Origin of the sequence: Streptomyces sp. McG3 (assembly GCF_018619185.1) — a bacterium.
Taxonomy (GTDB): Bacteria; Actinomycetota; Actinomycetes; order Streptomycetales; family Streptomycetaceae; genus Streptomyces.
In genome coordinates this window covers 1-13,376 of record NZ_JAAXYC010000221.1, presented here as the reverse complement: position 1 = coordinate 13,376, position 13,376 = coordinate 1, and the positions used below count along the sequence as shown (strand labels likewise).

The following is a 13,376-nucleotide window of genomic DNA, read 5'->3' as shown; positions in this document are numbered from 1 at the left end:
GGCTACGGCACCCCGCCGCCGGCCGGTGGTTACCCCACCCCGCCCGCGCCGCAGCCCAACGGTTACGGCTACCCCCAGGCCCCGCAGCAGGGTTACGGCTACCCGCAGGGACCCGGACAGCCCGGGATGCCCCAGCAGGGGTACGGCTACCCGACCCAGCCGATGCAGCCGCAGTACGGGGCCCCGCAGCCGGCCGGCGACGGCGGCAAGAAGTTCTCCACCCAGATGCAGATCATCGTCGCCGCGGCCGTCGCCGTGGTGCTGATCATCGGCGGCGGGATCATCTACGCCTCCACCGGCGACGACAAGGGCGGCACGAACGAGGCCTCCTCGTCCGGCGCCACCGGCGGCGAGGGCAAGGGCGGCGAGGGCGGCCTGGCCGGCGGCGCGGAGAAGGCGCCCGCCAACACCAAGTCCAAGGTCGCCTTCCAGTTCCCGGAGCCGGTGGTCACCGACATCACCACGGTCGCGGGCTCCTGGGTCACCGACAAGGCGTACGTCAAGTCCGGCATCGCCGAGGTCACCGGCTACGACCGCGACAAGGGCACCAAGCTCTGGTCCTTCCCGCTGGCCGGAGACATCTGCACCGTGTCCCGGCACACGAGCAAGGACTACAAGGCGGCCATCGTCTTCCAGGAGACGAAGGCGACCAAGGAGAACAAGTACCCGTCGTGCAACCAGGTCGGCGTGATCGACCTGAGCGCCGGCAAGCTCCTGTGGAGCAAGAGCGTCACCTCCGCCACCGGCGGTGACCGGCCGATCCGCTTCGACGAGGTCACGCTCAGCGGGACCACCGTCGCCGCGGGCGGAACCTCCGGCGGCGCGGCCTTCAAGCTGGCCGACGGCGCCGAACTCTGGAAGCCGAAGGTCGGCGCGGACGGCTGCTACGACCGCGGCTACGCGGGAGGCGAAGCCCTCGCCGTGGTCCGCAGGTGCGGCACGTCCGACAGCCCGCAGCTCACCGTGCAGGCGCTGAACCCGACGACCGGGGCGCCGCTGTCCTCGTACCAGATGCCCGCGGGCGTCGATTACGCGAGCATCGTCTCCACCAAGCCGCTGGTGGTCGCGGCCGACGTCGGCGACACCGCAGGCGACGGCAGCAGCATCTCCGACTTCTTCTCGATCGACGCGGCCACCGGCAAGCTGATCGTCCGCATCCCCGCCGACGCGGACAAGTACGCGGCGGAATGCGGCTCCACGGACGTCGAGCAGTGCAAGCACATGGCCGTCGGCAACAACCGGCTCTACCTGCCGACCGAGAGGCACGACGGAACCAGCGAGTACGGCGACACGAACGAGATCGTCGCCTTCGATTTGACCACCGGAAAGCTCCTCGGCGGCCGGGCGGACGCGGGCGACCGCCACACCCTGACGCCGCTCCGGATGGACGGCACCAGCATCATCGCCTACAAGGAGGGCCCCTACGACAAGGGCGGCCAGGTCGTCTCCATCGACGGCGAGACCCTTGAGCAGACCCTGCTGATGGAGAACCCGAGCGACGAGACCGTCCGGGAGGCGGAGAAGCGGTTCTCCGTCGACACGGGCGAACTCCTCTACACCGACGGCCGGTTCTTCATGGCGAGCAGTTCGGTCCACAAGCCCAGCACCGTCAACCCCGACGAGAAGCGCTACCTCGTCGTCGCCTACCGCGCCGACTGATCACCGCGCTCCCCAGGGGAGCGTCCCGCAGTGCCAGGCCCCGCCGGTCGATCACCTCACCGGCGGGGCCGATCGTTTTCCGCCCGCGAAGTGATCGCGACGTGCCGGTCAACGAGCCATGAACGCAGGTCAACGAGGCCCGAATGGCGCAGAATTCGGCATTCCGGGGGGCTTCTCCCACGGAAGGGCCGCGCGGCGTCGAACAAGCGTGTAACTTGCCGGGGCAGGAGTCCGGGGGGCCGGGCGTAACAAGGGTTTTGGGGTGAGGACCGTGGGTGTGCGGCTCATGGTGGTCGACGATCACCGGCTGCTCGCCGAGGCACTCGCCTCGGCGCTGAAGCTGCGCGGGCACCGGGTGCTCGCGGCGGCGGCGCCGACGTCCGGGGCAGCGGAACTGGTCGTCAGCAGGGCCCCGGAGGTCTGCCTTTTCGGTACGGCCTCGCCCGCCGCCCCCGGAGTCTTCGACCCGATCGTACGCATCGGCCAGGAGCGCCCGCAGGTGGCGGTGGTGGTCCTCGGACCGGTCCCCAGCCCGCGCGGGATCGCCGCGGCGTTCGCCGCCGGGGCCGCGGGGTACGTCCGGCACGACGAGCGCATCGAGGGCGTCGAGCGGGCCATGCTCAAGGCGCGGGCGGGGGAGAGCGCCATCGCCCCGCTGCTGCTGCGGGGGGCCTTCGCCGAACTGCTCAACCCGGCGGCCCAGCCCGACGACGAGGGGCGGCGGCTGCTGCGGATGCTGACCCCGCGCGAGGCGGAGGTGCTGGTGCGGGTCGCCGAGGGCGAGGGCACCCGGCTGATCGCGGCCGGCATGGACATCGCCCCGAGCACCGCCCGCACCCACGTCCAGCGGGTCCTGATGAAGCTCGGCGTCGGCTCCCGCCTGGAGGCGGCCGCCCTCGCGGCCCGTACGGGACTGTTGGAGAGGGCCGCGGACAACGGCGGCACGCGGCAGGGGCCGTACATCCCCGGACAGCGCGGGTGACGTACGGCCCCTGCGGGCACGGCGGACGAGCGGTGGGGCGGGTCAGCCCGCGTCGGACTCCGGCTTCGGGCCCGGGGCCGGGTCCGCTTCCGGGGCCGCCGGGGCCTCGGCCGGGCGCAGCTTCATCCAGACCAGGAAGAACAGGCCGAGCGCCAGCATGGCGAGGCCCGTCCACAGGTTGATGTGGACGCCCTCGGCCTTCTTCAGGTCGGCGTCGGACGGGCTGATGCCGGCGATGGTGACGATCACTCCGTAGACCACGAACAGGCCGCCGATGATCCGCCGGATGTCGAAGAGACGGGCGGCGGTGGCGGACTTGCGCTCCAGCTCGGAGACTTCCTTGTGCAGGTCGGACATGGTGAGTTCCTCCGATCAGAGCGAGTAGGGGATGTAGCAGACGGCGGCGAGGACGACCGCGCCCCAGCCGAGCAGCGCGGGCTTGCGGTACCAGGCGCTGTCGGCCTCGTCGAGTGCCTCGTCGGGGTCCGGCGACTCCGTCCCGTACACCAGACCGGCCAGTTCCGCTTCGGGCTTCGGCGCGGTGAAGAGGGTGACGGCGACCATGACGACGGCTCCGGCGACGAATCCGACGATCGCGGAGACGAAGTTGGCGCCCTGGTCGGACGGGATGTCGACGATCCCGCCCTTGTAGATCCAGAAGTAGTTGACCATCGCGGCCCCGGTGCCCGCGACCAGGCCCCAGACACCGGACTTCATCGAGGCCCGCTTCCAGAACATGCCGATGATGAAGACGACGAACATCGGGACGTTGAAGAACGAGAACAGCGTCTGGAGGTAGCTCATGATGTTCGAGAAGCTGGCGGCGATGAACGCCGTGCCGATCGAGGCCAGCACACCGATCGCCGTGATCAGCCGCCCGAAGCGCAGGTAGTAGGCGTCGGGCTTGTCCTTCACCACGTACCGCTGCCAGATGTCGGTGGTGAACACCGTGTTGAACGAGGACACGTTGGCCGCCATGCCCGCCATGAACGCGGCGAGCAGACCGGTCACCGCGATGCCGAGCACGCCGTTGGGCAGCAGCTCCTGCATCAGCAGGGGTATCGCGTCGTTGTAGGTGAGGTCGGAGTCCGGGGTGCCGATCTTGGGCACGATCACGGCGGCGACCAGCCCCGGGATCATCACCGCGAAGACGATGAAGATCTTCGGGAAGGCGGCGATCAGCGGGGTGCGCTTGGCGGCGGAGAGGTTCTTCGCGGACAGGGCGCGCTGCACCTCGGCGAAGTTCGTCGTCCAGTAGCCGAAGGACAGCACGAAGCCGAGACCCAGGATGATCGTCAGCCAGTTGGCGCCCAGCGGGTTGGCGTCACCGATGCCGGTGCCGCCCCAGGCGGTCATGAAGTCCCCGCCGTGCTGCTTCGTCAGCGAGTCGCTCATCGCGTCCCAGCCGCCGACCCGCTTCAGGCCGAGGACGGTGAGGGGGATCAGCGCGGCCAGGATGACGAAGAACTGGAGCACCTCGTTGTAGATCGCCGAGGAGAGCCCGCCGATCGTGATGTAGACCAGCACGAACAGGCCCGCGACGACGATCGCGACCCACTGGGGCCAGCCGAGGAGCGCCTCCACGACGATCGACAGGGCGTAGAGGTTGACGCCCGCGATGAGGATCGCCGCGAAGGCGAAGAGCACGGAGCTGAGCAGGTGCGCGGACTTGTCGAACCGCTGGAGCAGGAACTCCGGCACGGAGCGCACCTTGGAGCGGTAGTAGAACGGCATCATCACCAGGCCGAGGAAGACCATGGCCGGGATCGCGCCGATCCAGTACCAGTGCACCACCGCGACGCCGTACTGCGCGCCGGTGGCCGCCATGCCGAGGATCTCGGTGGCGCCGAGGTTCGCCGCGACGAAGGCGAGCCCGGTCACCCAGGCGGGCAGTGACCGTCCGGAGAGGAAGAAGTCGAGGCTCGTTTTCACACTGGCACGGGCCGCGAAGCCGATGCCGAGCACGACGACGAAGTAGATCGCCAGGATGGCGTAGTCGAGCCCGTTCGTGGGGAGCCGGAGCCCTTCGGCAAGTGTGTGCATGGGGGGTACTCGCTTCGTTGCGCGAACTGAACCCGTCGGAACTTACGCCTATGTGTTCGAGAAATGAACAGTCTCGTTGGGGTTCTTTGTTCGATCGTGATCGAGTGCGGGTGAATGTCCGGGTATGCCGCCCCTGGGGTGCGGATGCTCGCGGTCATTGACGCGCGTGTTTGCTTGTGATTTGTTATGTGCGATTATGTTGGGAGGAATGGGTGGAGGACCCTGGTGAAGAAGACGGTTACGACCCTGGCCGACGGCCGTGAGCTGATCTATTACGACTCCGCGGACGACACCGTCCGCGACGCCGTCGACCACCGCCTGCTGGATCCCGTCTCGACCTCGTCCGAGATCCGCCGCGACCCGCTGCTCGGTGACGCGGTCGCCATCGCCTCGCACCGCCAGGCACGCACCTATCACCCGCCGGCCGACGCCTGTCCGCTCTGCCCCACGCGCGACGGACGCGCCGGCGAGATCCCCGACAGCGACTACGACGTCGCCGTCTTCGAGAACCGCTTCCCCTCCCTCGCCGGCGACTCCGGCCGCTGCGAGGTCGTCTGCTTCACCTCCGACCACGACGCGTCGTTCGCCGACCTCACCGAGGAACAGGCCGCCCTCGTCCTCGCCGCCTGGACCGACCGCACCGCCGGACTCGCCGCACTCGACCAGGTCACCCAGGTCTTCTGCTTCGAGAACCGGGGCGCCGAGATCGGCGTCACCCTCGGCCACCCGCACGGCCAGATCTACGGCTACCCCTTCGTCACCCCGCGCACCGAGCTGATGCTCCGCTCGGCCGCCCGCCACCGCGAGGAGACCGGCCGCAACCTCTTCGACGACGTGGTCGCCCGCGAGGAGAAGGACGGCTCGCGGGTCGTCCTCGCCACCGACCACTGGACCGCCTTCGTCCCGTACGCGGCGCACTGGCCCTACGAGGTCCACCTCCACCCCCGCCGCCGCGTCCCCGACCTGCGGGAGCTGGACGAGGAGGCGCGGACAGAGTTCCCACAGGTCTATCTGGAACTCTTGAGGCGCTTCGACCGGATCTTCGGACCCGGCGAACCGCCGACCCCGTACATCTCCGCCTGGCACCAGGCGCCGTTCGGGGTCCCCGGACGGGAGGACTTCGCCCTGCACCTGGAGCTTTTCACCATTCGCCGGACCTCCGGCAAGCTGAAGTTCCTCGCGGGGTCCGAGTCCGGCATGAGCGTGTTCATCAACGACGTGCCGCCGGAGGCCGCGGCCGAGCGACTGCGAGAGGTAGCGAGCAAGTGAGCGATTCCCCGAACGTCGGCGAGCTCCCGAAGAAGTACCTGGTCACCGGCGGCGCCGGCTACGTCGGCAGCGTCGTCGCCCAGCATCTGCTGGAGGCCGGGCACACGGTGACCGTCCTGGACGACCTCTCCACCGGCTTCCGGGCGGGCGTCCCGGCCGGAGCCGCGTTCATCGAGGGCCGCATCCAGGACGCCGCCCGCCATCTGGACCCCTCCTACGACGGCGTCCTGCACTTCGCCGCCTTCTCCCAGGTCGGCGAGTCCGTCGTCGACCCGGAGAGGTACTGGGTCAACAACGTCGGCGGCACCACCGCCCTGCTCGCCGCGATGCGCGAGCACGGCGTGCGCACCCTCGTCTTCTCCTCCACCGCCGCCACCTACGGCGAACCGGTCTCCAGCCCCATCACCGAGACCGACCCCACCGCCCCCACCAGCCCCTACGGCGCGTCGAAACTCGCCGTCGACCACATGATCAGCGGCGAGGCCACCGCCCACGGCCTGGCCGCCGTCTCGCTGCGCTACTTCAACGTGGCCGGGGCCTACGGCAGGTGCGGCGAACGCCACGCGCCCGAGTCCCACCTCATCCCGCTGGTCCTCCAAGTAGCCCTGGGACAGCGCGAGTCGATCTCCGTCTACGGCGACGACTACCCCACCCCGGACGGCACCTGCGTCCGCGACTACATCCACGTCGCCGACCTCGCCGACGCCCACCTGCTGGCCCTTCGGGCCGCCGCCCCCGGCGAGCACCTGATCTGCAACCTCGGCAACGGCAACGGCTTCTCGGTCCGCGAGGTCATCGAGACCGTCCGCAAGGTCACCGGCCACCCCGTCCCCGAGACGGCCGCCCCCCGCCGCGGCGGCGACCCGGCCGTCCTCGTCGCCTCCGCCGCCACCGCCGTCGAGCGCCTCGGCTGGCAGCCCTCCCGCGCCGACCTGGCCGGAATCATCGCCGACGCCTGGCAGTTCGCCCGCCGAGAGGACACGACCACCCCATGAGCGAGACCACCGAGCCGCCCGCGACCTCCGTGGAGCTGTCCGGGACCGACCCCGCCGCCACCTTCGCCGAGCTGTACGGGGGCGAGCCCGACGGCATCTGGGCGGCACCCGGACGAGTGAACCTGATCGGCGAGTACACCGACTTCAACGACGGCTTCGTCATGCCGCTCGCCCTCCCGCACACCGCCGTCGCGGCCGTCTCCCGCCGCGACGACGGCGTCCTGCGCCTGTACTCCTCCGACGTCCCCGGCGGCGTCGTCTCGCTGCGCGTCGACGAACTCGCCCCGCACTCCGGCCACGGCTGGGCCGCCTACCCCGCCGGGGTGCTCTGGGCGCTGCGCGAGGCCGGGCACCCGGTCACCGGGGCGGACATCGCGCTGACCTCCAGCGTGCCCACGGGCGCCGGACTCTCCTCCTCCGCCGCCCTGGAGGTCGTCACCGCGCTGGCCCTGAACGACCTCTTCCACCTGGGCCTCACCGGACCCGAACTCGCCGTCGTCGGCCGCCGCGCCGAGAACGACTTCGTCGGCGTGCCCTGCGGGATCATGGACCAGATGGCCTCGGCCTGCTGCGTCGAGGGCCACGCCCTCCACCTGGACACCCGCGACCTCTCCCTGCGCCAGGTCCCCTTCGACCTGGCCGCCCAGGGCCTGACGCTGCTGGTCGTCGACACCCGGGTCAAGCACGCGCTCGGCGACGGGGCGTACGCGGAGCGCCGGGCCGGCTGCGAGGAGGGCGCCCGGCTGCTCGGCATACCGATGCTGCGCGACCTGCGTCACGAGAACCTCGCCGCGGCCCTCACCACGCTCGCCGACGCCGGGGCGGACGAGTCCGTCGTCCGCTACGTGCGCCATGTCGTCGGCGACAACCGCCGGGTCGAGCAGGTCATCGCGCTGCTCGACGCGGGCGACGTACGCGCCGCGGGCCCCGTCCTGAACGAGGGCCACCGCTCGCTCCGCGACGATCTGCGGGTCTCCTGCCCCGAACTGGACCTGGTGGTCGAGGCGGCGAACGAGGCCGGGGCGCTCGGTGCGCGGATGACCGGCGGCGGCTTCGGCGGCTCGGCGGTCGTCCTGGTGGAGGAGACGGCGGCCGACACCGTGGCCAAGGCCGTCAGCGAGGCGTTCGCGGCGGCCGGACACACGGCCCCGGGGATCTTCGACGCCATCCCCTCGCCCGGGGCGCGCCGACTGCGCTGAGCCCGCCGCGGCGCACCGGGTTCACAGCTCCTTGACCAGGATGAACTCGGTGACACCCGGCGGGTAGTCCGTGACCCGGCCGATCTCCTCGTACCCCTGTCGACGGTAGAAGCCGGGGGCCTGGAAGTCCCAGGTCTCCAGCCGCGACCGGGTGCAGGCGCGCTCGGTGCGGGCGGTCCGTTCGGCCTCGGCGAGCAGGCGCGCGCCGAGGCCGCAGCCCCGGTGCGGGGCGTCGACCCAGAGCAGATCGACATGCAGCCAGTACGCCCAGGTCCGCCCGGTCAGCCCACCGGCCAGGGCCCCGTGCTCGTCCGACGCCCAGACCTCCAGCGGAACTTCGTGCTCGGCGGAGGTGGAGAGCAGCGCACGCAGGCCGGCCGCGGCCGCGATGTTGTCCTCGTGCAGACGCCCGCTCAGCAGAATACGACGTTCTTTGTCTACTTCTGTCTCAAGACGGAACATGAAGCACACCCTAAACACCCGGGGCAACCAGTTCGGCGAATCGCCTTCCCCCCGTGGCCCCCACCCGTACGCTGATGCTCAGCACCGGTGGGGGCCGGTGCTCATTCAGGGGAGCGAGAGAGCCGGGTACGGCGCCCGGGGGCGGGGCGGCAGGCGGTGCGAAGGCGGCGGCCGGAGCACAGCGGGCCGCACCGAGGCCTCCGGGCGCCGTACCCGCAGCTGTCCGCCCCCACCGATGGGGGTTCTGTGGCGCGTATCCGGGTTCTGGTGGTCGACGACCACCGCATCTTCGCCGAGTCGCTCGCGGCGGCCCTCGCGGCCGAGCCCGACGTGGACGTGTCCGCGGCGGGCAGCGGCCCGGCCGCGCTGCGCGCCCTGGAGCGCGCCGCCGCCGAGGGGCGCGGCTACGACGTGCTGCTGGTGGACGCCGAGTTGGGCGCCCTGACGGCCGGCGGCGCGCACGCCGTCCCCGGGCCCCGGCAGGAGGAGACGGGCGTCGTCGACGGCATCTCCCTGGTCGCCGGGGTCAGTTCGGGCCGGCCCGCCGTCCGGTCGGTGGTGCTCGCCGAGAAGGACGACCCGCGGGCCGCCGCACGGGCGCTCCAGGCGGGCGCCTCGGGCTGGGTGGCCAAGGACTGCTCGCTGCAGCGGCTGCTGGCGGTGATACGGGGCGTGCTGCGCGACGAGACGCATCTGCCGCCCGCGCTGCTCACCGGCGTACTGCGGGAGCTGACCGCCGCCCGCAAGCACCGCACCGAGAGCGAGCGGCTGGTGGAGTCGCTGACGCCCCGGGAGCGGGAGGTGCTGCGCTGCATGGTGGCGGGGCTCGGCCGCAAGGCGGTCGCCGAGCGGCTGTTCCTGTCCCCGCACACGGTGCGCACCCATATGCAGAACGTACTGGGCAAGCTGGGGGTGCACTCGACGCTGGCCGCGGTGGCGCTGGCCCGCCGGGCAGGGGTCGGCCCCGCCGAGCCGCAGGTCCTAAGTGGGAATGTTGTCGAACGGGGCAGTCAACTGGCGCAGTAGCCCGGCCAGTTCGCCGCGCTGATGGCGGGAGAGCTCGCCGAGGATGGCGCGTTCCTGGTCGAGCAGTCCGGCCAGCGACTGGTCGGCCTTGTCGCGCCCCTCGGCCGTGAGCCGGACGAGGACGCCGCGCCGGTCGCTCGGGTCGGGCAGCCGCTCGACGAGGTTCTTCTTGGTGAGCCGGTCGATGCGGTTGGTCATGGTGCCCGAGGTGACCAGGGTCTGGGTGAGGAGCTGGCCGGGGGAGAGCTGATACGGGGGGCCCGCGCGGCGCAGCGAGGTGAGCACGTCGAACTCCCACGGCTCCAGGTTGTGCTCGGAGAAGGCTATGCGGCGGGCCCGGTCGAGGTGGCGTGCCAGGCGGGAGACGCGGCTGAGCACCTCGAGTGGTTCCACGTCGAGGTCGGGGCGCTCTCGGCGCCATGCAGCGACCAGTCGGTCGACCTCGTCCTCCATGTCGATCAGTGTAGAGGGTCCCTCGACATGAAGTCTCTTGAATTCAAGTGTCTTGACATCAAGAGATTCTGGGCGTGATCCTGTTCCCCATGACCGCACCCGACCAGCCCTCCTGGGACCCGCAGCAGTACCTGCGCCACGCGGACCACCGCACCCGCCCCTTCCACGACCTCCTGGCCCGCATCGGCGACCTCCCCGGCCACCCCGCGCCCCGCATCGCCGACCTCGGCTGCGGCGCGGGCAACGTCACCGCCCTCCTCGCGGACCGCTGGCCCGGCGCCCGGATCACCGGCTACGACACCTCGCGCGAGATGCTCGCCGAAGCCGCCGCCCACGCCCGGCCGCCCCTGCTCGACTTCGCCGAGGCCGACGCCGTGACCTGGACGCCCACCGAGACGTACGGCCTGATCGTCTCCACCTCCGCACTCCAGTGGATCCCCGGCCACGCCGCACACTTCCCCCGCTGGCTCGACGCCCTCACCCCCGGCGGCACCCTCGCCTTCCAGGTCCCCGGCAACTTCACCGCCCCCAGCCACACCCTCCTGGCCGCCCTCCGCGCATCCGACCGCTGGCGCCCCCTGCTCCACGGCATCGGCGACCGCACCGCCTCCGCCCTGGACCCCACCGACTACCTCACCCGCCTCCGCGACCTGGGCTGCGCCGCCGACGTCTGGGAGACCACCTACCTCCAGACCCTGCACGGTGACGACGCGGTCCTCGACTGGGTCAAGGGCACCGCGCTGCGCCCCGTCCTCACCGCCCTGGCCGACGATCCGGCGGCCCGCGACGCCTTCCTCACCGAATACCGCGACCTGCTCCGCGACGCCTATCCGCCCGGCCCGTACGGCACGGTCTTCCCGTTCCGCCGCATCTTCGCCGTCGCCCGCAAGGAGAAGCCATGACCGCTCCGGTGGGCCTCGCCGCCGTCGACCACGTACAGCTGGCCGCCCCGCCCGGCTCCGAGGACGCCCTGCGCGCCTTCTACGCCGGCGCCCTGGGCATGACCGAGATCCCGAAACCCCCGGTGCTCGCCGCCCGCGGCGGCTGCTGGTTCGCCTCCGGCCCGGTCCAGCTCCACCTGGGCATCGAGGAGGACTTCCACCCGGCGAAGAAGGCCCACCCGGGCCTGCGCGTGACGGGGATCGTGGCGTACGCGGCCCACCTGGAGGCCCACGGCGTCGCCGTCGAGTGGGACGGGGCCCTCCCCGGCCACCGCCGCTTCTACGCGCACGACCCGGCCGGCAACCGGCTGGAGTTCCTGAGCGAACAGGTTGCGAGGATCAGTTCTTCCGGTGCCCTATCAGCCGGGGCTTCGCCTCCAGGTTCTCCAGCCCGTGCCAGCACAGATTCACCAGATGGGCGGCGACCTCGGCCTTCTTCGGCTTGCGCACGTCCAGCCACCACTGGCCCGTCAGCGCCACCATCCCCACCAGCGCCTGCGCGTACAGCGGGGCCAGCTTCGGATCGAAGCCCCGGGCCTTGAACTCCAGACCCAGGATGTCCTCCACCTGCGTGGCGATGTCACTGATCAGCGACGCGAACGTGCCCGTCGACTGCGCCACCGGCGAATCCCGCACCAGGATCCGGAAACCGTCCGTGTACGACTCGATGTAGTCCAGCAGCGCGAACGCCGCCTGCTCCAGCAGCTCGCGAGGGTGGCCCGCCGTGAGCGCCCCGTTGACCATGTCCAGCAGCTGACGCATCTCGCGGTCGACCACCACCGCGTACAGGCCCTCCTTGCCGCCGAAGTGCTCGTACACCACCGGCTTGGACACCCCGGCACGCGCCGCGATCTCCTCCACCGAAGTGCCCTCGAAACCCTTGTCGGCGAAGAGGGCGCGCCCGATGTCCAGCAGCTGCTCGCGGCGCTCCTTGCCCGTCATCCGGACCCGCCGGGCCCGGCGGGAGGGGGAGGTCCTGCTCTTCTCGCTGCTCGTGCTGCCGTCGGTCGCCACGTCGTCAATCATGCCGCGTCGGCCGGAACGGACGTGCGCCGGGAGTCGATACGCTCGGCATCCGGCCACCGCACATCCGTGGCCCAGCCCGCCATCTCGAACCAGCGGATCAGCCGGGCACTGGAGTCGATCTGCCCCCGCATCACACCGTGCCGGGCGCTCGTCGGGTCCGCGTGGTGCAGGTTGTGCCACGACTCACCGCACGACAGCACCGCCAGCCACCACACGTTCCCCGACCGGTCACGGGACTTGAAGGGCCGCTTGCCCACCGCGTGGCAGATCGAGTTGATCGACCAGGTCACATGGTGCAGCAGCGCCACCCGCACCAGCGAACCCCAGAAGAACGCCGTCGCCGCACCCCACCACGACATCGTCACCAGCCCCCCGACCAGCGGCGGAATGGCGAGCGAGACGATCGTGAAGGAGAGGAAGTGCCGCGAGATGCCCCGGATCGCCGGGTCCTTGATCAGATCGGGGGCGTACTTCTGCTGCGGCGTCTGCTCCTCGTCGAACATCCATGCGATGTGCGCCCACCACAGCCCCTTCATCAGGGCCGGCAGGCTCTCCCCGAACCGCCACGGCGAATGCGGATCACCCTCCGCGTCCGAGAACCGGTGGTGCTTGCGGTGATCGGCCACCCACCGCACCAGGGGACCCTCCACCGCCAGCGAACCCATCACGGCCAGCGCGATCCGCAACGGCCGCTTCGCCTTGAACGAACCGTGCGTGAAATACCGGTGGAAGCCGATCGTGATCCCGTGACAGCCGATGAAGTACATCGCCACCAGCAGCCCCAGGTCCAGCCAGCTCACCCCCCGGCCCCACGCCAGCGGCACCGCCGCGACCAGGGCCACGAACGGCACCACGATGAACGCCAGCAGCGCGAACTGCTCGATCGACCGCTTGTTGTCGCCGCCCAGCGTGCCGGGGGGCAACGCGGCCTCGGCCGCCCCGGGAGGCTCGGTCTCGTCGATCACATGAGGAGTGCTCGGCATGGGGGGATACCTCTGAGGGTGAGGGAGAAGACGCGGACGGCCGTGGCTACGGTTCCGTAACCTACGGCTTGGTAAGTATGGCAGTGACGGGCCCCACAACACGAGAGGCCGCTCCAGCCCGTCCCGCGCTATACCCCGCCCGCCCACTGGGTAAGGGGATAGAGGCCCGGGTGTCCCGGGCGGCGACCGCGACCCCGTCGGGGCAACGGACACGCCGCCTGCGACGACACCTATCCTGGGAGCGTCGGACAGCGCGGTCCGCACCCGCTCGTCGGGGCGTGGCGACAGCACCGCTGCCAGCCGCAGGGCCCCGGACCCCGCCACCCGTCCCCACCACC

General features: G+C 71.1%; 13 protein-coding genes and 1 pseudogene. 8 read left to right on the top strand and 6 right to left on the bottom strand.

What is annotated here, in order from left to right:
• Both HET64_RS27810 and HET64_RS27805 read left to right on the top strand, forming a co-directional pair.
• Positions 1-1,659: PQQ-binding-like beta-propeller repeat protein (locus tag HET64_RS27810; protein WP_251145965.1), on the top strand; the 1,659-nt coding region annotated here is incomplete at its 5' end.
• Between the two features lie 271 nt (positions 1,660-1,930).
• A complete protein-coding gene (locus HET64_RS27805; protein WP_215109906.1) occupies positions 1,931-2,641 on the top strand; it encodes a response regulator transcription factor in 711 nt (236 codons plus the stop codon).
• 42 nt (positions 2,642-2,683) lie between these two features.
• On the opposite strand, the gene HET64_RS27800 is transcribed toward HET64_RS27805, so the two are convergent.
• Both HET64_RS27800 and HET64_RS27795 read right to left on the bottom strand, forming a co-directional pair.
• Positions 2,684-2,998: a hypothetical protein gene (locus tag HET64_RS27800; RefSeq protein WP_215109905.1), complete on the bottom strand. Its 315-nt coding sequence runs from the start codon at positions 2,996-2,998 to the stop codon at positions 2,684-2,686.
• A gap of 15 nt (positions 2,999-3,013) precedes the next feature.
• Positions 3,014-4,684: a sodium:solute symporter family protein gene (locus HET64_RS27795; RefSeq protein ID WP_215109904.1), complete on the bottom strand. Its 1,671-nt coding sequence runs from the start codon at positions 4,682-4,684 to the stop codon at positions 3,014-3,016.
• Positions 4,685-4,909: 225 nt separating this feature from the next.
• On the opposite strand from HET64_RS27795, the gene galT reads away from it, so the two are divergent.
• The 3 genes from galT to galK are packed head-to-tail and all read left to right on the top strand — an operon-like array spanning position 4,910 to position 8,147.
• Positions 4,910-5,953, top strand: coding sequence for a galactose-1-phosphate uridylyltransferase (gene galT / locus HET64_RS27790; RefSeq protein WP_215109903.1), 1,044 nt, complete (start codon positions 4,910-4,912; stop codon positions 5,951-5,953).
• Entirely contained in the window at positions 5,950-6,948 is a 999-nt protein-coding gene (galE, locus tag HET64_RS27785) for a UDP-glucose 4-epimerase GalE (RefSeq protein ID WP_215109902.1), read from the top strand. Before galT ends, galE begins: the two co-directional genes overlap by 4 nt.
• The gene (galK, locus tag HET64_RS27780; protein WP_215109901.1) at positions 6,945-8,147 is read left to right on the top strand and encodes a galactokinase; all 1,203 of its coding nucleotides are present in this window, start codon (positions 6,945-6,947) and stop codon (positions 8,145-8,147) included. The genes galE and galK overlap by 4 nt, the downstream gene beginning before the upstream one ends.
• A 21-nt stretch (positions 8,148-8,168) precedes the next feature.
• Here the strand turns inward: galK and HET64_RS27775 are convergent, their stop codons facing one another.
• A complete protein-coding gene (locus HET64_RS27775; RefSeq protein ID WP_215109900.1) occupies positions 8,169-8,609 on the bottom strand; it encodes an N-acetyltransferase in 441 nt (146 codons plus the stop codon).
• Between the two features lie 246 nt (positions 8,610-8,855).
• On the opposite strand from HET64_RS27775, the gene HET64_RS27770 reads away from it, so the two are divergent.
• Positions 8,856-9,635: a response regulator transcription factor gene (locus HET64_RS27770; protein ID WP_215109899.1), complete on the top strand. Its 780-nt coding sequence runs from the start codon at positions 8,856-8,858 to the stop codon at positions 9,633-9,635.
• Here HET64_RS27770 and HET64_RS27765 read toward each other — a convergent pair.
• On the bottom strand, positions 9,591-10,088 hold the full coding sequence (locus HET64_RS27765; protein ID WP_215109898.1) for a MarR family winged helix-turn-helix transcriptional regulator: 498 nt from the start codon (positions 10,086-10,088) through the stop codon (positions 9,591-9,593). The genes HET64_RS27770 and HET64_RS27765 overlap by 45 nt on opposite strands.
• Before the next feature lie 89 nt (positions 10,089-10,177).
• Here HET64_RS27765 and HET64_RS27760 point away from each other — a divergent pair, with 89 nt between their 5' ends.
• Positions 10,178-10,990, top strand: a complete 813-nt coding sequence (locus HET64_RS27760; RefSeq protein WP_215109897.1) for a trans-aconitate 2-methyltransferase — start codon at positions 10,178-10,180, stop codon at positions 10,988-10,990.
• A pseudogene (locus HET64_RS27755) lies at positions 10,987-11,349 on the top strand (VOC family protein); the annotation flags it as partial. The gene HET64_RS27760 and the pseudogene HET64_RS27755, both read left to right, overlap by 4 nt.
• 19 nt (positions 11,350-11,368) lie before the next feature.
• Here the strand turns inward: HET64_RS27755 and HET64_RS27750 are convergent.
• Positions 11,369-12,055 carry a TetR/AcrR family transcriptional regulator gene (locus HET64_RS27750; RefSeq protein WP_215109896.1) on the bottom strand — a complete coding sequence of 229 codons (687 nt, stop codon included), beginning with the start codon at positions 12,053-12,055 and terminating at the stop codon, positions 11,369-11,371.
• A complete protein-coding gene (locus tag HET64_RS27745) occupies positions 12,052-13,038 on the bottom strand; it encodes a fatty acid desaturase (RefSeq protein ID WP_215109895.1) in 987 nt (328 codons plus the stop codon). Before HET64_RS27745 ends, HET64_RS27750 begins: the two co-directional genes overlap by 4 nt.
• Between the last annotated feature and the right edge of the window lie 338 nt (positions 13,039-13,376).